The sequence below is a fragment of the Parageobacillus caldoxylosilyticus genome (assembly GCF_019272935.1).
Classification (GTDB): Bacteria; Bacillota; Bacilli; order Bacillales; family Anoxybacillaceae; genus Saccharococcus; species Saccharococcus caldoxylosilyticus.
The window spans coordinates 2,535,974-2,554,744 of record NZ_CP040553.1; the positions used below are offsets into that span (position 1 = coordinate 2,535,974).

General features: G+C 44.6%; 17 protein-coding genes, 2 pseudogenes and 2 other annotated features. Of the genes and pseudogenes, 16 read left to right on the forward strand and 3 right to left on the reverse strand.

The genetic code is table 11. The annotated features are described in order from the left end of the window. Nucleotides 1-200 precede the first annotated feature (200 nt). From thrS to BV455_RS12930, 7 genes are all read left to right on the forward strand, one after another. Entirely contained in the window at nt 201-2,135 is a 1,935-nt protein-coding gene (gene thrS, locus BV455_RS12900; protein ID WP_061578734.1) for a threonine--tRNA ligase, read from the forward strand. A 168-nt stretch (nt 2,136-2,303) separates the two neighbouring features. Further along, nucleotides 2,304-2,437 (forward strand) — a sequence feature (ribosomal protein L20 leader region). Nucleotides 2,438-2,478: 41 nt separating this feature from the next. Then, complete coding sequence (gene infC, locus BV455_RS12905) at nt 2,479-3,054, forward strand: translation initiation factor IF-3 (RefSeq protein ID WP_218687253.1); 576 nt, start codon at nt 2,479-2,481, stop codon at nt 3,052-3,054. A gap of 21 nt (nt 3,055-3,075) precedes the next feature. Continuing rightward, nucleotides 3,076-3,276 carry a 50S ribosomal protein L35 gene (gene rpmI, locus BV455_RS12910; RefSeq protein ID WP_017437228.1) on the forward strand — a complete coding sequence of 67 codons (201 nt, stop codon included), beginning with the start codon at nt 3,076-3,078 and terminating at the stop codon, nt 3,274-3,276. Nucleotides 3,277-3,301: 25 nt separating this feature from the next. Continuing rightward, nucleotides 3,302-3,661 (forward strand): 50S ribosomal protein L20, encoded by a 360-nt coding sequence (gene rplT, locus BV455_RS12915; RefSeq protein WP_017437227.1) that lies wholly within the window; start codon nt 3,302-3,304, stop codon nt 3,659-3,661. Nucleotides 3,662-3,723: 62 nt separating this feature from the next. Next, the gene (locus tag BV455_RS12920; protein ID WP_218687254.1) at nt 3,724-3,987 is read left to right on the forward strand and encodes a DUF1294 domain-containing protein; all 264 of its coding nucleotides are present in this window, start codon (nt 3,724-3,726) and stop codon (nt 3,985-3,987) included. A 4-nt stretch (nt 3,988-3,991) separates the two neighbouring features. Next, a complete protein-coding gene (locus BV455_RS12925) occupies nt 3,992-4,477 on the forward strand; it encodes a dUTP diphosphatase (RefSeq protein WP_042407558.1) in 486 nt (161 codons plus the stop codon). 69 nt (nt 4,478-4,546) lie between these two features. Further along, complete coding sequence (locus BV455_RS12930; protein ID WP_042407556.1) at nt 4,547-5,632, forward strand: M42 family metallopeptidase; 1,086 nt, start codon at nt 4,547-4,549, stop codon at nt 5,630-5,632. Between the two features lie 68 nt (nt 5,633-5,700). Here BV455_RS12930 and BV455_RS12935 read toward each other — a convergent pair whose 3' ends face one another. Together BV455_RS12935 and BV455_RS12940 are read right to left on the reverse strand one after the other, a co-directional pair. Then, nucleotides 5,701-6,582 (reverse strand): IS3 family transposase, encoded by an 882-nt coding sequence (locus BV455_RS12935; RefSeq protein ID WP_061580003.1) that lies wholly within the window; start codon nt 6,580-6,582, stop codon nt 5,701-5,703. 8 nt (nt 6,583-6,590) lie between these two features. Next, nucleotides 6,591-6,887: a transposase gene (locus BV455_RS12940; protein WP_042409082.1), complete on the reverse strand. Its 297-nt coding sequence runs from the start codon at nt 6,885-6,887 to the stop codon at nt 6,591-6,593. A 185-nt stretch (nt 6,888-7,072) separates the two neighbouring features. Between BV455_RS12940 and BV455_RS12945 the strand changes: the two are divergent. From BV455_RS12945 to BV455_RS12965, 5 genes and pseudogenes are all read left to right on the forward strand, one after another. After that, nucleotides 7,073-7,847 (forward strand): annotated as a pseudogene (locus tag BV455_RS12945) (class I SAM-dependent methyltransferase). Between the two features lie 421 nt (nt 7,848-8,268). Next, a complete protein-coding gene (locus BV455_RS12950; RefSeq protein ID WP_190977641.1) occupies nt 8,269-9,297 on the forward strand; it encodes an IS1595-like element ISBsu3 family transposase in 1,029 nt (342 codons plus the stop codon). Between the two features lie 55 nt (nt 9,298-9,352). Next, nucleotides 9,353-9,790: a GNAT family N-acetyltransferase gene (locus tag BV455_RS12955; RefSeq protein ID WP_160155171.1), complete on the forward strand. Its 438-nt coding sequence runs from the start codon at nt 9,353-9,355 to the stop codon at nt 9,788-9,790. A 163-nt stretch (nt 9,791-9,953) separates the two neighbouring features. Continuing rightward, on the forward strand, nt 9,954-11,624 hold the full coding sequence (locus tag BV455_RS12960; protein WP_218687255.1) for an IS200/IS605 family accessory protein TnpB-related protein: 1,671 nt from the start codon (nt 9,954-9,956) through the stop codon (nt 11,622-11,624). 509 nt (nt 11,625-12,133) lie between these two features. After that, nucleotides 12,134-13,057, forward strand: a complete 924-nt coding sequence (locus tag BV455_RS12965) for a pseudouridine-5'-phosphate glycosidase (RefSeq protein WP_218687256.1) — start codon at nt 12,134-12,136, stop codon at nt 13,055-13,057. A 148-nt stretch (nt 13,058-13,205) separates the two neighbouring features. Here the strand turns inward: BV455_RS12965 and sspI are convergent, their stop codons facing one another. Next, nucleotides 13,206-13,421: a small acid-soluble spore protein SspI gene (sspI, locus tag BV455_RS12970; protein WP_017437220.1), complete on the reverse strand. Its 216-nt coding sequence runs from the start codon at nt 13,419-13,421 to the stop codon at nt 13,206-13,208. 97 nt (nt 13,422-13,518) lie between these two features. Here sspI and BV455_RS12975 point away from each other — a divergent pair, with 97 nt between their 5' ends. From BV455_RS12975 to pheT, 4 genes and pseudogenes are all read left to right on the forward strand, one after another. After that, nucleotides 13,519-14,289 carry a TrmH family RNA methyltransferase gene (locus BV455_RS12975; protein WP_081160157.1) on the forward strand — a complete coding sequence of 257 codons (771 nt, stop codon included), beginning with the start codon at nt 13,519-13,521 and terminating at the stop codon, nt 14,287-14,289. Nucleotides 14,290-14,374: 85 nt separating this feature from the next. Further along, nucleotides 14,375-14,612 (forward strand) — a binding site (T-box leader). A 48-nt stretch (nt 14,613-14,660) separates the two neighbouring features. Then, nucleotides 14,661-15,029: pseudogene (locus BV455_RS20685) on the forward strand (NUDIX domain-containing protein); the annotation flags it as partial. A gap of 102 nt (nt 15,030-15,131) precedes the next feature. Then, the gene (gene pheS, locus BV455_RS12980) at nt 15,132-16,166 is read left to right on the forward strand and encodes a phenylalanine--tRNA ligase subunit alpha (protein ID WP_026078643.1); all 1,035 of its coding nucleotides are present in this window, start codon (nt 15,132-15,134) and stop codon (nt 16,164-16,166) included. Between the two features lie 16 nt (nt 16,167-16,182). Next, nucleotides 16,183-18,597, forward strand: a complete 2,415-nt coding sequence (gene pheT / locus BV455_RS12985; protein WP_218687257.1) for a phenylalanine--tRNA ligase subunit beta — start codon at nt 16,183-16,185, stop codon at nt 18,595-18,597. Nucleotides 18,598-18,771 lie beyond the last annotated feature (174 nt).

Here is an 18,771-nt window from a genome sequence, read left to right on the forward strand (position 1 = left end):
CGGAGCTGCGGCAGTGAACGACGCACATCCAGTAATTGCCGCCGGCATGTTCAGCCGTTATGATTTTCGAGCCATTGCCTAGGAGCGGTATGCCTTTTTGCGGCAATGGGAAGAAGGGTGGAACCACGACGCAAACTCGTCCCTTTGTTGAGGGAGGAGTTTTTTTATTTTTAACTCAAAAGAAGAAGGAGGAAAAGTGTATGTCGGAAATGATCCGCATTACATTCCCGGACGGAGCGGTAAAGGAGTTTCCAAAAGGAACGACAACGGAAGATATCGCTGCTTCAATCAGCCCGGGATTAAAGAAAAAAGCGATTGCCGGAAAATTGAATGATCGTTTTATTGATTTGCGCACGCCGATCCAAGAAGACGGCGCGATTTCGATCATTACGCAAGACATGCCGGAAGCGCTCGATATTTTGCGCCACAGCACGGCCCATTTGATGGCGCAGGCGATTAAGCGCCTGTACAAAAACGTGAAACTTGGTGTCGGGCCCGTGATTGAAAATGGATTTTATTATGACATTGATATGGAACATTCGTTAACACCGGAAGACTTGCCGAAAATCGAACAAGAAATGCGGAAAATTGTCAAAGAAAACTTGGAAATCGTCCGCAAAGAGGTAAGCCGGGAAGAGGCAATCCGCCTTTATGAGGAAATCGGCGATGACTTAAAGCTTGAGCTGATCAACGATATTCCGGAAGGAGAAACGATTTCCATTTACGTGCAAGGAGAGTTTTTCGATCTTTGCCGCGGGGTGCACGTTCCATCGACGGGAAAAATTAAAGAGTTTAAGCTGCTAAATATTTCTGGAGCATACTGGCGCGGCGACAGCAACAACAAAATGCTGCAGCGCATTTACGGAACGGCGTTTTTCAAAAAAGAAGATTTGGATGAATACTTGCGCCTGTTGCAGGAAGCGAAAGAGCGCGACCATCGCAAACTAGGAAAAGAGCTGGAATTGTTTACAACGTCGCAAAAAGTCGGACAAGGCCTGCCGCTTTGGCTGCCGAAAGGGGCGACGATTCGCCGCATTATCGAGCGCTATATTGTCGATAAGGAAATTGAGCTCGGCTATCAGCACGTCTATACGCCGGTGCTTGGCAGCGTCGAATTATATAAAACTTCCGGACACTGGGACCATTATAAAGAAAACATGTTCCCGCCAATGGAGATGGACAACGAGCAGCTTGTCCTGCGTCCGATGAACTGTCCGCACCATATGATGATTTATAAAAGCAAAATCCACAGCTACCGCGAGCTGCCAATCCGCATCGCCGAGCTGGGTACGATGCACCGCTACGAAATGTCCGGGGCGCTTTCCGGTTTGCAACGCGTCCGCGGCATGACGCTGAATGATGCCCATATCTTTGTTCGTCCGGACCAGATTAAAGACGAATTTAAGCGCGTGGTGAACTTAATTTTGGAAGTATACAAAGATTTCGGCTTAAACGACTATTCGTTCCGCCTTTCTTATCGCGATCCGCATGACAAAGAAAAATATTACGATGATGATGAAATGTGGGAAAAAGCGCAACGGATGCTGCGTGAGGCGATGGATGAACTGGGATTGGAATATTACGAAGCAGAAGGGGAAGCGGCGTTTTACGGGCCGAAATTAGACGTGCAAGTGCGCACCGCGCTTGGCAAGGACGAAACATTATCGACGGTGCAGCTCGATTTCTTGCTTCCGGAACGCTTTGACCTAACGTACATCGGCGAAGACGGAAAGCCGCACCGCCCGGTAGTCATCCACCGCGGCGTCGTTTCGACAATGGAACGGTTCGTTGCGTTCCTCATTGAAGAATATAAAGGAGCGTTCCCAACTTGGCTCGCGCCTGTGCAAGTGAGAGTCATTCCGGTATCGCCGGAGGCGCATCTTGACTATGCATACGAAGTAAAAGAAGCGCTGCAAGCGAAAGGATTCCGCGTCGAAGTCGATGAACGCGACGAAAAAATCGGCTATAAAATCCGCGAAGCGCAAATCCAAAAAATTCCTTACATGCTTGTCGTCGGCGACAAAGAAATCGCGGAAAACGCCGTGAACGTCCGCAAATACGGTGAACAAAAAAGCGAAACGATGGCGCTCGATGACTTTATTGCTTCCTTGCAGGAGGAAGTGCGGCGAAAATAGACAAAAACACACCCGTGAAGTTTTGCTTCACGGGTGTTTCATTTTTTTACTTGTCAAACCGTGAACGATTCGTTATAATGAAAAATGTTGTGTGTCAATCAAGAAAAGCGCCTTGACATGCCACTTCCAAGGTGATATATTGTATAAAGTGAATAGAATACTTGTTTGTAACAAAAGCAGAAGCACCCCGCTTCTCACCTGGTTGACGCCGGCATGGCTGTTGACAGGTCGTTACGGTTCGTGATATGGTTTTCGGACGTAAGCAGTGTGGGTGTCGTATGCATCCACACTTTTTTGTTGGAAGAGAAAGGCCGGCGATCGGTTGCTCTTCCGGAACCGCTCGATGCCGGGAGTGCGATGCGACAAACAAGTAATTCGCAAAAAACCTTGGAGGTGGCTGGTTATTAGCAAAGATTTTATTATCAACGAAAACATTCGTGCCCGTGAAGTCCGCTTAATTGATCCAAACGGCGAGCAGCTGGGGATCAAATCGAAACAAGAAGCGCTTGAAATTGCGGCGAGATTAAACCTCGACTTAGTGCTGGTAGCGCCAAACGCGAAACCGCCGGTATGCCGCATCATGGACTACGGCAAATTCCGCTTCGAGCAGCAAAAAAAAGAAAAAGAGGCGCGCAAAAAGCAAAAGGTGATCAACGTCAAAGAAGTGCGCTTAAGCCCGACGATCGAGGAGCACGATTTTAATACGAAGCTCCGCAACGCGCGCAAGTTCCTTGAAAAAGGCGATAAAGTAAAAGCGACAATCCGCTTTAAAGGACGGGCGATTACGCATAAGGAAATTGGTCAACGCGTCCTTGAACGGTTTTCCGAGGCATGTTCGGATATCGGCGTCGTCGAGACGGCACCGAAAATGGACGGGCGCAATATGTTTTTAGTACTAGCACCGAAAAACGATAAATAATCGAGTGAGGAGGAACACCCTATGCCAAAAATGAAAACTCATCGTGGCGCTGCAAAGCGTTTCAAAAAGACTGGTACCGGTAAATTAAAACGCGGTCATGCTTATACAAGCCACTTATTTGCCAATAAAACGCAAAAACAAAAACGCAAACTTCGCAAAGCAGCGCTTGTATCTCCTGGCGACTTCAAACGCATTCGCCAACTGCTTGACAACTTGAAATAATGGAGAAATATAGGAGGGAATATGTATGCCACGTGTTAAAGGTGGAACGGTAACGCGCAGACGTCGCAAAAAAGTGTTGAAATTAGCAAAAGGTTATTTCGGAGCGAAACATGCTTTATATAGAGTCGCAAACCAACAAGTAATGAAATCGTTAATGTATGCGTATCGCGACCGCCGTCAGCGGAAACGCGATTTCCGCAAACTTTGGATTACGCGCATCAACGCAGCGGCACGTATGCACGGCCTTTCCTACAGCCGCTTTATGCACGGTTTGAAATTAGCGGGGGTAGAAGTAAACCGCAAAATGTTAGCGGACTTAGCGGTTAATGACCAAGCTGCGTTCGCACAGCTTGCCGACCTGGCGAAAGCAAATTTGAACAAGTAAGGAAGCAGTGACCATTCTCGCTGACGGGAATGGTCTTTTTTCTTACAAGAAAGGAAATGGCAATGGTACAATATAGTTTGGTGATGAATATTATCGGTCTTTTCATCATGACAATCGATAAATATAAAGCGAAGCACCATCAATGGCGCATCGCCGAAAAAACGATTTGGCTCGTTTCCTTTATTGGCGGGGCGGTCGGCACGGCGGCGGGCATGTATTTGTTTCATCATAAAACGCGCCATCGTGCTTTCCGTTATGGTTTGCCGCTTCTGGCGGTGATGGAGATTGTGGCATATGTTTGGTTTTTAACTCTTTGTAGGGGGTGAAAGGATGGACTTTGCGGCGCTTTACTCGCTGCAGCGCCAGCTCGATGAGCGGATTGAGACGCAGCACGGCCTTATGGAGGAAGAGTTGTTTGCAAAAAAACTGCTTGCTTTGCTCGTCGAAATTGGCGAGCTGGCCAATGAAACGCGCTGTTTTAAATTTTGGAGCGTGAAACCGCCTTCTCCGCAAGAAAAAGTGCTCGAAGAATATGTCGACGGCCTGCATTTTATTTTATCGCTCGGCTTGGAATGCGATTTTCTATATTCCGAGATTCCGCCGCAATCGGCCGCTTTGCCGCTTGTCGAGCAGTTTCTCGCTGTTTTTCAAGCCGCGGATGAGTTTGGAAAAACGAAATCGCGGCAAAGCTATGACCGGTTGTTTACCGAGTATTTGCTGCTTGGCAGACAGCTAGGCTTTTCTACGGAACAAATCGAACAAGCCTATAAGCAAAAAAATCAAGTCAATCATGAACGGCAAAATCAGAATTATTAACAAATTTTATACATTATTGGCGGTTTTGGGTATAATAAAGGATGGATAGAAACAGAAAGGGGTTTCATAATGGCGAAATTCGATGAAACGTTGACGATGCTGAAGGATCTGACCGACGCGAGAGGCGTCCCTGGAAATGAACGGGAAGCGCGCGAAGTAATGAAAAAGTACATAACTCCTTATGCCGATGAAGTAACAACCGACGGTCTTGGCAGTTTAATCGCGAAAAAGAAAGGAACTGCCGACGGTCCGAAAATTATGATTGCTGGCCATTTGGACGAAGTCGGCTTTATGGTGACGCAAATCGATGACAAAGGATTTATCCGCTTTCAAACGCTAGGCGGCTGGTGGAGCCAAGTCATGCTGGCGCAGCGCGTGACGATTTTAACGAAAAAAGGCGAAATTACAGGTGTTATCGGTTCGAAACCGCCGCACATTTTGCCGCCGGAAGCGCGCAAAAAACCGGTCGAAATTAAAGATATGTTCATCGACATCGGCGCAACAAGCCGCGAAGAAGCAATGGAATGGGGTGTGCGCCCGGGCGACTCGATCGTTCCGTATTTTGAATTTACCGTGTTGAACAATGAAAAAATGCTGCTTGCGAAAGCCTGGGATAACCGGATCGGCTGCGCGATTGCAATTGACGTGTTAAAGCAATTAAAAGATGCCGATCATCCGAACGTCGTGTATGGCGTCGGTACGGTGCAGGAAGAAGTCGGTTTGCGCGGGGCAAGAACAGCGGCGCATTTCATTCAGCCGGATATTGCTTTTGCCGTGGACGTCGGCGTTGCCGGAGATACGCCAGGAGTTTCCGAAAAAGAAGCGATGGGCAAGCTTGGCGCCGGGCCACATATCGTCCTATACGACGCAACGATGGTATCGCATCGCGGCTTGCGTGAGTTTGTCATTGATGTCGCCGAAGAACTCAACATTCCGTATCATTTTGACGCAATGCCAGGCGGCGGCACTGACGCCGGCGCGATTCATTTAACGGCAAGCGGCGTTCCGTCGCTGACGATTGCGATTCCAACGCGCTACATCCATTCGCATGCTGCCATCCTTCACCGCGATGACTATGAAAATACGGTGAAGCTGCTTGTCGAGGTCATCAAGCGCTTAGACGCGGAAAAGGTAAAACAAATTACATTTGAATAATCAGCAAAGAGAAGCCGGCAACAAAGTGAAGTGACCCCTGTCAAGTAGACAGGAATAAAAAAGCACATTTAAGCAGCCTGAGTCCTATATTCATAAGGACTCAGGTTATTTAATTTCTTTTGGAAACGTTGATGGTTATAAAAACGAATATATTTGTGTACGGCATCCTTCACCTCTTCGGCCGTGCGGAAAGAGTACAGATTAAAACACTCTGCCTTGAAATGGCTGAAGAAGTTTTCCATGCAGGCATTGTCCAAACAGTTTCCTTTCCTGGACATACTGGCCTTTATATTGTATCTTTTTAGTAGATTGTTGTATTGGCGGGATGTATACTGGAACCCCTGATCACTATGAAGGAGGAGTCCATTTACATTCCGTTTTTTTATGGCCTTTTTTAGCGTGTCGATGACCAGTTTGATGTCATTTCTTTGACTGATATGGTAGGCCACGATTTCATTGTTGTATAGATCTTTAATGGCGGACAAATAGAGCTTTTGCCCATTAAAAATTAAATAGGTAATATCTGTCACCCATTTCTCGTTTGGCTTGGACGCGTGGAAATCTCGGTTTAGATGGTTGTCCGAAATCACATAAGGCTCTTTCTTTCCGTAATAAGGCCGTTTCTTCCGAATCACTGCCCGAATTCCCATCTCCCTCATCAGCCTTTGTACTCGTTTATGGTTGATATCCAGTTTGTATTTCCGTTTCAGCCAAACTTTTACTCTCCGATACCCATAGATTCCTTTCACTTCTTCATGGCACTCTTGGATTTTTTCCTTTAGCTGCTCGTCTTCCAAGTGCTTCGGAGAAGGGCGTTCCTGTCGTTTTACCCACTTGTAATATCCGCTTCGAGACACGCCTGCTATTTCACATAATCGTTGAATCGAACCATAACACCCGGCCATTTCTTGAATGATCGCGAACTTCTTGTGAGCTGGTACTGCTTCCATTCCCCCTTTCACCTCTTTAAGAGCTTTTTTAGCATCTCTACTTCCGCCTCAAGACGCTTGATTTTCATTTCAGGATCTTCCGGACGAGTTCTCGGTCTTCCTTTGCCTGGTCCTTTTGCCTTTCCTCGTTTTTCCTCTAGCCCTTTCATTCCTTCCTGTTCATAGCGTTTCACCCATCGGCGTACCATGGACTCATCAATCCCTAATTCTTTCGCCACCGTTTTATATCCCATGCCCTCTTTCCAATATAAATCCACCGCTTTCTTTTTAAACTTTGCATCGTATGTTTTTCGTATTTTCCCCATAGAAAAATCCCCTCCATAGTAGACAGATTAATTGGCTTTCTTTTTTCTGTCTACTATAAGGGGATCATATCAAAGGATGCCGGCTTTCTTTTTGCGAAGGGATATATAGAAGTGAAAGACAGAGATGCGAGAATGAAAAATCATATATTAGCATAACAAACTTAGGGGGAGAAAAATTGGTTTCTGTGAATGTATGGAATGCTGATATATATGATGAAAAATTATCATTTGTATCTGAATTAGGAAAAAGTTTGATACAAATGTTGGGCCCGAAACAAGGAGAAAAAATTCTCGATTTAGGCTGCGGGACAGGGGAGCTTACCAATGAAATTGCAAAGCTGGGAGCCGAAGTTGTCGGGATAGATGCGTCTTCACATATGATTGAAAAAGCTCGTAAAAAATATCCGTATATTTCCTTTTTTGTTGATAGGGGTGAAACGTTTCGAACCCAAGAACGCTATGACGCTATTTTCTCTAATGCGGCATTGCATTGGATGAAGCAGGCTGAAAGTGTTGTACAATCGATGGCTCTTGCCTTGCGCGAGGGCGGCCGGTTGGTCGCTGAATTTGGCGGAAAAGGAAACGTAGATGCTATTGTAAAAGCAATAGAAGAAGTTTTGTTAACAAACTATGGCATTGATGCAAAAGAAAAAAATCCGTGGTATTTTCCGAGCATTGGGGAATATAGCAGTTTGCTCGAAAAGTATGGTTTTCGTGTCATGTATGCTAATCATTTTGATCGCCCTACTCCTTTGCCTGATGGCGACCAAGGATTAGATCACTGGCTCGACGGCTTTGCTGGTGCCTTTTTTGCTGGGTTGAAATCGTCTGAAAAAGACATGGTTTATCAGCAAATAAAACAACGATTAAAAGCATACTTTATGGAAAGATGGCGTATGGATTGCCGATTATAAACGGATTCGAATAATGGCGGCGAAGGAGAAAACGGTTCAGTTTTGAAGCGCAAAAGTCAATTTTACATGAAAAATGGCGTGCAAACTGGCAACAGTTTTGGCACGCTTTTTTTATTATGAAATGTCACTTCAAAATTTCTAATATGCCCTAGCTTTTTTTATTTTTTCTTATTTTTACAGCAGCTATAACACAAATAAAAGCCCCCATAAAACTACAGACAATAGCAACAACAACACCATTATCCATCCAGTATGCCCCCCCTAAATTCAGTTCAAATATCTTAATAAAACACCTATATCTCTTATTAATGAATCGGCATTTTTTGTTTTTTAGTCATCGTAATAGTTGAAAAACGTTCTTCTTCTGTCATAAAATATGGCTCTGTTAAAGAACATTGTTGATATTTGAAACCCAACCAAGTTCTTGCTATAATTACAATTAGAACAAAGGTTCGGGAGTGTTAATGATGGACAAAGCGTTCAGTAACCTATTAAAATACATCGACAAGTTACCCCATACTAAAAAGGAACAAGTATATCAATGGGTAAAACGTTATGTTGACCCGACCTCTTCCGTTGGTGGTAGATTGATTAACGAAATGAGGGAAACTCGTTTTAAAGATGGTTTCGAGTGTCCCCATTGTACATCTGAACACGTTGTTCGATTCGGAAAAGTCAAGGGTCGTCAACGGTATCGTTGTAAAAGTTGCCTTAAAACCTTTACGGATACGACTAACACCGTTCTTTATCGCACCCGAAAAGGTGATGAATGGATTACATTTGTGGATTGTATGTTCAAAGGCTACTCCCTGCGTAAATCGGCTGAAATCGTAGGGGTTACTTGGGTTACACTTTTTTACTGGAGACATAAACTGCTATCCGCCTTAAAGCAAATGGATTTTGACCATTTTGAAGGTATCGTTGAAGTTGACGAGACCTATTTCTTGTACTCTCAAAAAGGGCAACGTGGCATTACAGAACGGAAGCCTCGAAAACGTGGAGGAAAATCCAAACACAGAGGAATCAGCCACGAACAAGTATGTGTTCTTGTTGCAAGAGACCGTACAAAAGCAACCGTCTCCAAAGTATCTTGTATGGGGCGTATTGTAAAAACCAAAATTGAAACTATCATTGGTACTAAACTATCGTCTGACAATGTGCTTGTTACAGATGCTTGGAGAGCATACAAAACCTATGCAAAAGAAAAAGGATTAGAGCATTACCGAATCAAATCCGATGATGGAAAGCACGTTATAAAAGGCTTATATCACATTCAAAATGTCAACAGTTTTCATTCTCGGATGAAGAAGTGGATTGACCGTTTTAAAGGTGTGGCTACAAAATATCTTGATAATTACCTTGCTTGGTTCTTATTTGTAGATAGCCGCAGTAACGAAAATACCAAGCAACATATAAAAGAGCTTCTGCTTACATCATTTGTATTTGAAATGACAGAAACTTTTGAAAGTCTCCGTCTATCTAAGTTCAGTGCTTAAAAAGGTCATTAACGGGCAATCGGCTTATAAATACTGGGAGAGGAGAACTCAATTTATGGAAATTAGAAAACCAAACGATTCGGAATATAAAAAGGTTTTATCACTTTCACCACAAGCATTATTCGAAGGTACATTAGGCGAAGCAAAACCGTCAGATGAAAAAGTCAAACAACTTATTGAACCATTATTGCAGAAAGGAAGCTATTATTTGATAGCAACTGAAGGCGATAATCTAATGGGTTGGATTCTTATAGGAACAAGTAAAGACCAATTTACTGAAAAGATATATGGATTTATTTATGAATTGTTTGTGTTAGAGGAATTTAGGGGAAATGGAATTGCAAAACAATTGATGGAAACTGGTATCGAACATCTTAAACAAGATGGATATTCAGAGGTTCGCTTAAGTGTATATGCAGGAAATCAAGCGATTAAACTGTATGAAAAATTAGGATTCAAAAATAGAACCATTACAATGAGTATGAACATATAAAACAAACATCTTTATTGAATATCTAATAGACTGGTTTATTGAGAATTGGGGAACCAAAAGATGGTTCCCTAACATTTTATTGAAAAAATCAACATTAAACATTAACAGAGCCAAAATATAAATAAATATACCGAACTTATGTTCTGTTAGAGGTGGAGAAAAGATGAAAAAAGCGTATTTTTCAAGAAGATTGTATAAATCCGAAATAGATATTCTTCATGTGACAGAAACATCTTATACATTAGAGTTATTCCATCGCGCAAAGCGTTTCGCTTTTCAAACACTGATCCGGGAAAAGCGATGGGGACGAAAATTGTATCCAAGTCTGCATATCGCTGTGAAGAAAAAGTACGGACTGAATGACTATTTTGCCAACAGTGCAGTTCGAGAAGCCAATGCTCTTCTTTCCTCTCTAATGGAATTAAATAAAATGCACATTCAACAGACAGAAGAAAAAATAAAAGATGTGAAGAAAAAACGGAAAACAGAACGAACCAAATTGACGAAATTACGCAAAATGAAAGAGAGTTGTATCAAAGGAAACCTACGGTTTCCGAAAAATACAAACTTTGTTTTGCATAAAAGCGGAATCATTTCTTTAGGATTAAAAGACCGTTCTTTCATTTGGATGAACACATATCTTTTTGAACATTGCTATCTCGATGTAAAAATCAAACGAACCAAAGCCAAAATTGGTCGTTTAACACATCGTTTGTATCGATTAGAACAAAAGAAAACCAAATTAAAAGAACATATTCCAAGTGCTGTTTTTGGCGGTAAAAAACTATTCAAACAACAATTTACGAAAGAAGAATTTATAAAGGATCACGAATCTTGGAGAAAACTTTTTTTAGCTGCCCGAAATAAAGAAATGATCATCTCCGGCCGGAAAGATGCCGACTCTGGAAACTTTGTATTCCATTACAATCCAGCAACCAATGAACTTCATATGACCTCCATAGGAGGTAGGGTAGTGATTTTTCCTAGAGTTGTGTTTCCGTACGGGCAAGAGATAGTAAATAAAGCGGTGACAGATCAAATCCAATGCAAAAACAAAAAAGAATACGGAAAACCAATCTCTTGGTCCGTGGAAGATCACGGGGAATACTATATCATCAAATGTCTAGTGGATGTAGAATCGAATCCATATATTAATTTTTCTACTTCCGATGGAGTTATTGGTGTAGATTGTAACTATAATCACATTGCTTGGACAAATGTTTCGAAAGATGGTAACTTTTTGGAAAGTGGAAAATTAACGTTTTCGATAGAAGGTAAAACTTCTGGTCAGATTACGAAAATCATTGAAGCAGAAGCCATTGCTTTGGTAGATATTGCGGTTCGAAAGAAAAAGCCCATTGTTTTGGAAAAGTTGGATACCACCTTATCAAAAACAGGGGATCGATACGGCAACAAGAAAGCAAATCGGATGAAGAGTATGTTCGCGTATCGAAAAATGATACAAGCGATCAAAAGCCGTGCTGACAAAATGGGTGTTGCTGTTATAGAAGTGAATCCGGCTTTTACTTCTGTCTCTGGAAAAATGAAGTATATGCGCAAATTCGGTATCTCTATCCACCAAGCCGCTGCATTTACGATTGGCCGTCGAGGGTTAGGATATAAAGAAAAAGCTCCAAAGGTGCTTAAAAAGTATGTCCCGAAAGATGCTTCTCACCATTGGAAACATTGGTCTATTTTGAATAAAAAGTTTTCTGTTCGTACACATACACTGTACCATCTTTTTAATGTGAATCAACCATATCAAGAGATAGATGTATTTCATCCATCATTGTTAGAAGAAGAAAAACAGCAACTAATAAAAACTTTGGCATAACAACATAATGAATACCTATTAATATAAAAATGTTGTTCATTCAAGAGCGCATTGTACCAGTATCTTACTCTCGTCACCGGAGCAGATGGCGATTCTAGGAGCTGGGTGCATTGCAATGCGTTCTTTGGATGCTATACGAATGGAAGATGGTGTACCTTCTATATGTGCTTTCATAGGCATATAGCTGGTCGTCCTGAAAGGGACACTTCGGACATCTTGTATGGCTACTCCTCTCGTTGAACGGAGGGGGCTCTTGGAACCTTTGAGCAACTGCGGCCAGAGGAAACAAGAATCCCCCACTTCCACCGGCATGAGCCGGTAAGTGGGGGTAGTTCAATTCGGGCTTTTTATACGGCATCCATAACGGAGAACCGTTTGTCAAGTCCTGCCAGCTAGGAATGTGCTGTTCCATCATTACATTGCAAACGAAAGAAACCGTTTGTTCCAACTTGAATCAACATTTATTAAAGCAAACATTCGCGCAATATTTTTCTCGGGAGGTCTAATCGATGAACTTAAAAGACGTGCTTGTTTTCTCAGAAGAAGTCGAAAAAGCAATGAAAGAAAATAAACCGGTCGTGGCCTTGGAATCAACGATCATTTCCCATGGCATGCCGTATCCGCAAAATGTAGAGACGGCAAAGGAAGTGGAGCAGCTCATCCGCGAAAACGGCGCTGTGCCTGCGACGATCGCCATTTTGGATGGAAAGATTAAAATCGGTGTCAATGAAGAGGAGCTAGAATTTTTAGGGACAAGCAAAGAGATCGAAAAAGTAAGCCGGAGAGATTTGCCATATGTGATTGCCATGAAAAAACACGGGGCGACCACCGTAGCGGCGACCATGATTTGCGCAAATATGGCCGGCATTAAAGTGTTTGCCACCGGCGGAATCGGCGGTGTTCACCGCGGCGCCGAGCAAACGATGGACATTTCCGCGGACTTGCAAGAACTGGCGCGCACGAATGTGGCTGTTGTATGTGCCGGAGCCAAATCGATTTTGGACTTAGGGTTAACGCTGGAATATCTTGAAACAAACGGCGTTCCCGTCATCGGCTACGGTACGGACATATTGCCAGCCTTTTATTCAAGCACAAGTCCGTTCAAAGTGAATTACCGTGTCGATACACCGGAGGAAATGGCGAAATTAATCGCAACAAAATGGGAACTTGGGCTAAACGGCGGTCTGGTTATTGCCAATCCGATTCCAAAAGAAGACGAATTGGAAGAGTCATACATCAATTCGATCATTGAGGAAGCCCTTAAAGAAGCGGAAGAAAAACAAATTGCCGGAAAAGCGGTGACGCCTTTCTTGCTCGATAAAATCAAAACATTAACAGTCGGAAAAAGCCTTGAAGCAAATATCGCATTAGTAAAAAACAACGCTGTCCTAGCCGCGAAAATTGCCGCTAACCTCAAGGGTTGTTACGCGTAGCAGCGCACCTTGTCATCAAGATGGGGAAGCTGATGACAAATGATGATCATGAAAGAGATGCAACACGGGAAGGGAAAGGAACTCTCCAACGGGGGATATTTCCTTCGTGAAAATTCAATAGGAAAGGGAAGCGGATACAGCTTCCCTTTTATGCGTGTTGTTTGACCGCTTGTTCCAGTGTCGTGAGCATTTCTTCTTTTTGCTGCTCGCTCGAATGTTTCCAAATTTCTTCAAAAAGGACGCCGAGCCCTGGCAAATATTTTTCCTCTCCACGCTGAATCGCATCAACGATCGTATCTTCTAATTGCTCCTTCGTGTTGTTGGCCACATTTTGTATAACTGCTTGGCGCAAATTTAAATCCATCTCGTTCACCTCACTAGTATGTAGTTACATGCTTATTTTTTACGCGAATTTCGTTTATTATGTATATGGATACGCAAAACGTAAAGGAGAATCAACGTTGAAACGAATTGAGTCGGTAAAAAATCCGCAAGTGAAGCAGTGGAAAAAGCTGTTGACGAAAAAGGAACGAGACAAAACAGGGCACTTTCTTATCGAAGGATTTCATTTAGTGGAAGAAGCGTTAAAAAGCAATATATCCATTATCCAATTGATTGTTGACGAGAATAAAGCGATCCCGGCAACCTGGGATGTGAGCGGTATCCCGATGGCCATCGTTACAGAAGACGTGATGAAAACGATCAGCGATACGGAAACACCGCAAGGCATCGCCGCCGTATGCGAGCAGTTTTCCTATGACGATATGGACTGGGCGCAGGCGAATGTGCTTCTGATTGACGCCGTGCAAGATCCAGGCAACGTCGGCACGATGATCCGCACCGCTGATGCGGCGGGAATGGATGCCGTCATTCTTGGCGAAGGATGCGCTGATCTATACAATCCGAAAGTCATCCGCGCTACCCAAGGATCGCTTTTTCATCTGCCGATTATTCGCGGAAATCTCCGCGAATGGATCGAGCGTCTGCAGGCGGAAAATGTCGCGGTTTACGGAACAGCGTTGGAAAATGGGGAAGATTATCGCCGTATCAAACCGTTGCGGCCGTTTGCTTTGCTTGTCGGCAACGAAGGAAGCGGGGTTCATAAGGAATTGCTGCAAATGACAACGAAAAATTTATACATTCCGATTTATGGACAGGCTGAGTCGTTAAACGTCGCCGTCGCCGCCGGAATTTTGCTTTATCATTTGCGTGAGGGCATTGTAAAATTATAGATAAAAGCTATTTTTGAATACGAGAGGTTGCATCGCCCTTGCCCGTTGCCTATAATATAAAAATAGTTAAATAAGTTAAATACGGAAAACGACGATGAAAGAGAAGAGTAGCTTGCCACTCGCCATCCAGGGAGAAAACGCCGTAGACTGGGAGCGTTTTTATGGCAGAAGCAAGTGAATTCACCTCTGGAGTTGACACTTGGACCATTCCGCGTCTGCGGAATGTAAAGGTGTTCCGGCCGATGCCGTTATCGCAATGAAGCGAACAGCGCGTTTTTTGCGCTGTTAACAAGGGTGGTACCGCGAGTGCACTCGTCCCTTATTTGAAGGGGCGAGTTTTTTTATGGAACATAGTGGAGAGGAGTAGGGGGATGGAGGAAGCGTGGATATTTGGCGATCGCCTCGAACATGTACATTACATCGTCAGGAGAGGCGCCTATGCGGTCATCATTAACGACGGCATGGTCGCTGTCGTGAAAACGCCAACGGGATATTTTTTGCCCGGCGGTGGGGTGGAAGGGACAGAAACATTGGAAAACTGTCTCAAGCGTGAAGTTTTGGAAGAAACGGGGTATAACGTCCGTATTCTCCAATTTATCGGACGTGCGCAAAAGTATTTCTACTCAACGACTTTTCATGACTATATGGCTAGCGATGGGTTTTTCTACATAGCAGAAATTACAGGAGAGCAACACTCCGTTTTCGAAAAAGACCACGAACTAGTGTGGATTCCACGCGAAGATATTCCAAAAGTGTTGTTCCATGAACATCAAGTATGGGCAGTCGAAGAAGCATTTTCTTTCTATGCTCGTTCGAATAAAGAAGAAAAGGAGGAGTTTTCCATGAAAGAACGGTTGCAGCAGCTTCAACAAGAAGCGCTCGAAAAAATCGAACAGGCTCGTGACTTGAAAGCACTCAATGAGGTGCGCGTCGCTTATCTTGGCAAAAAAGGCCCGATTACCGAAGTGCTCCGCGGCATGGGGGCATTATCGCCAGAAGAGCGTCCGGTCATAGGCGCGCTCGCCAACGAAGTACGGCAAGCGATTCAAAACGCGTTAGAAGCAAAGCAAACGAAGCTCGAACAAGAGGAAGTCGAGAAAAAATTAGCCGCGGAAGCCATTGACGTCACGCTTCCAGGCCGCCCGGTCCGAAGAGGAAATCACCATCCGCTCACGCGCGTCATTGAAGAAATCGAAGACTTATTCATCGGCATGGGCTATACGATTGCCGAAGGGCCGGAAGTCGAGAAAGACTACTACAATTTTGAAGCGTTGAACTTGCCAAAAGGCCATCCGGCGCGCGATATGCAAGATTCGTTCTACATTACCGAAGAAATTTTGCTTCGCACCCATACGTCACCGGTGCAGGCGCGCACGATGGAAAAACATCAAGGGCGCGGTCCGGTGAAAATCATCTGCCCGGGAAAAGTGTACCGCCGCGACAATGATGACGCGACTCACTCGCATCAATTTACGCAAATCGAAGGGCTTGTTGTCGATGAAAACATTCGCATGAGCGACCTGAAGGGAACGCTGCGCGAGTTCGCCCGAAAAATGTTTGGCGAAGATCGCGAAATCCGCTTCCGTCCAAGCTTTTTCCCATTCACCGAGCCGTCGGTCGAAGTCGATGTGTCCTGCTTCCATTGCGGCGGTCATGGCTGCAGCGTATGTAAAGGAACGGGCTGGATTGAAATTTTAGGCGCCGGCATGGTCCATCCAAACGTATTAGAAATGGCTGGATTTGATTCGAAAAAATATACGGGTTTCGCATTCGGCATGGGGCCGGAGCGCATTGCAATGCTCAAATACGGCATTGATGACATCCGTCATTTCTATCAAAATGACATTCGTTTCTTGCAACAATTCCATCGTGTATAAAAGGGAGGTTTGATCGATGTTTGTTTCCTATAAATGGCTGCAAGAATATGTTGATTTAACAGGCATCACCGCAAAAGAACTAGCCGACCGCATTACAAAAAGCGGCATTGAAGTCGAAAGCGTGGAAGTATTAAATAAAGGGGCAAAAGGCGTTGTCGTCGGGCATGTGCTTGAGCGCGAGCAGCATCCAAACGCGGATAAATTAAGCAAATGCCTCGTCGATATTGGCGAAGAGGAGCCGGTACAAATTATTTGCGGCGCCCCGAACGTCGCCAAAGGGCAAAAAGTAGCAGTTGCGAAAGTCGGTGCCGTCTTACCAGGAAATTTGAAAATTAAACGGGCAAAACTGCGCGGCGAAGAATCGAACGGTATGATTTGCTCCTTGCAAGAGCTCGGTATTGAATCGAAATTAGTACCGAAAGAATACGCTGATGGCATTTTCGTTTTTCCGAGCGACGCTCCGGTTGGCGCCGATGCATTGGAATTACTAAATCTAGATGATGAAGTATTAGAGCTCGGACTTACGCCAAACCGCGCCGATTGCTTAAGCATGATTGGCGTCGCGTATGAAGTGGCGGCGATTTTAGGCCGGGACGTGAAGCTGCCAACCATTGAGCTTCAAGAAAATGACGAAAATGTTCATGATTATATTTCTGTGCGCGTCGATGCGCCGGAAGACAATCCGTTATACGCAGGGCGTATTGTGAAAAACGTGAAAATCGGTCCGTCGCCGCTTTGGATGCAAACGCGATTAATGGCGGCAGGAATCCGTCCACATAACAACGTGGTCGATATTACGAACTACATTTTGCTTGAGTACGGCCAGCCGCTTCATGCGTTTGACTATGACCGCCTCGGTTCGAAAGAAATTGTTGTGCGTCGCGCAAAAGCAGGCGAAACAATTGTCACGTTGGATGATACGAAGCGCACGTTAACGGAAGATCATCTTGTCATTACCAACGGTACGGAGCCAGTGGCGCTTGCCGGTGTCATGGGCGGCGCGAATTCCGAAGTGCGAAACGACACGACAACGGTGTTTATTGAATCGGCCTATTTCACGAGCCCTGTCATTCGCAAAGCGTCGAAAGACCACGGTTTGCGCAGTGAAGCAAGCACGCGCTTTGAAAAAGGCATTGACCCGGCGCGGACGAAAGAAGCGCTTGACCGCGCGGCCGCGTTAATGGCCGAGTACGCTGGCGGCGAAGTGGTTGGCGGCATTGTCGAGGTCAATACGCTAAAAGAGCAAGAAGTGACGGTCACCATTACGCTAGACCGCATTAACCGTGTGCTTGGCACGACGATTACGAAAGACGAAGTTGCCACGATTTTAACGAACTTGCAATTTGCGTTTATGGAAGATAACGGAACGTTTACGATTACCGTTCCATCACGACGCCGGGATATTTCGATTGAAGAAGATATTATCGAAGAAGTGGCGAGATTGTACGGCTATGACCGCTTGCCGGCGACATTGCCAGTCGCGGAAGCGAAGCCGGGCAAACTGACAGCATATCAAGCAAAACGCCGGCAAGTACGCCGTTATTTAGAAGATGTCGGCCTGTTCCAAGCGATTACGTATTCTCTTACAAGCGAGGAAAAAGCGACAATGTTCGCGTTAGAAACGGCGGAACCGATCCGCTTGGCGCTTCCGATGAGCGAAGAGCGCAGCGTCCTTCGCCAAAGCCTGCTGCCGCACCTCTTGGAAGTAGCGAGCTACAACCGCGCGCGCCAAGTTGAAAACGTCGCTGTCTATGAAACAGGTGCGGTGTATCTGGCGAATGGCGACAACGAACTGCCAAGCGAAAAAGAACGCCTCGCCGGAGTTGTAACAGGCGTATGGCACGCCCACTTATGGCAAGGCGAGAAAAAAGCGGTCGATTTCTATGTCACGAAAGGCATTTTAGACGGATTGTTCGAGTTGCTAGGTTTAACGAATCGCATTGAATATAAACAAGCAAAACGCGAACATATGCATCCGGGGCGCACCGCTGATATTTTGCTAGATGGAAAGACGATCGGCTTTGTCGGACAGCTCCATCCGGTTGTACAAAAGGAGTACGATTTAAAAGAAACATATGTCTTTGAACTTGCCTTGACCGATTTGTTAAACGCCGAAGTGGAAGATATCCGCTATTCGCCGATTCCGCGCTTCCCATCGATTACGCGTGATATCGCCCTTGTTGTCGATGAAAACGTCATCGCTGGCGAACTGCAAAAAACGATTATCGAAGCGGGCGGCAAATTGTTGAAAGAAGTATCGATCTTCGACGTATACAAAGGAGACCGCCTTCCAAACGGCAAAAAATCGATTGCCTTTTCGCTCCGTTACTACGATCCGGAACGTACATTAACAGATGAAGAAGTGACCGCCGTTCACGAAAAAGTCATTCAGGCGGTGGAACAGCAATTCGGCGCAACATTGCGCGGATAAAACAAATCCCCCATTTTATGCGAAAGCATAAGGTGGGGGATTTGTTGATTTTAGGAAAATTTAAATAAAACGATTGAAAAAATTTTTTTAAGAAAAATTATGTCGAAAAACAAACGTTTATGTCAGAAAAACACTAAACATTCGTACTTAACATCTGACATTTCTTTCTTTTAC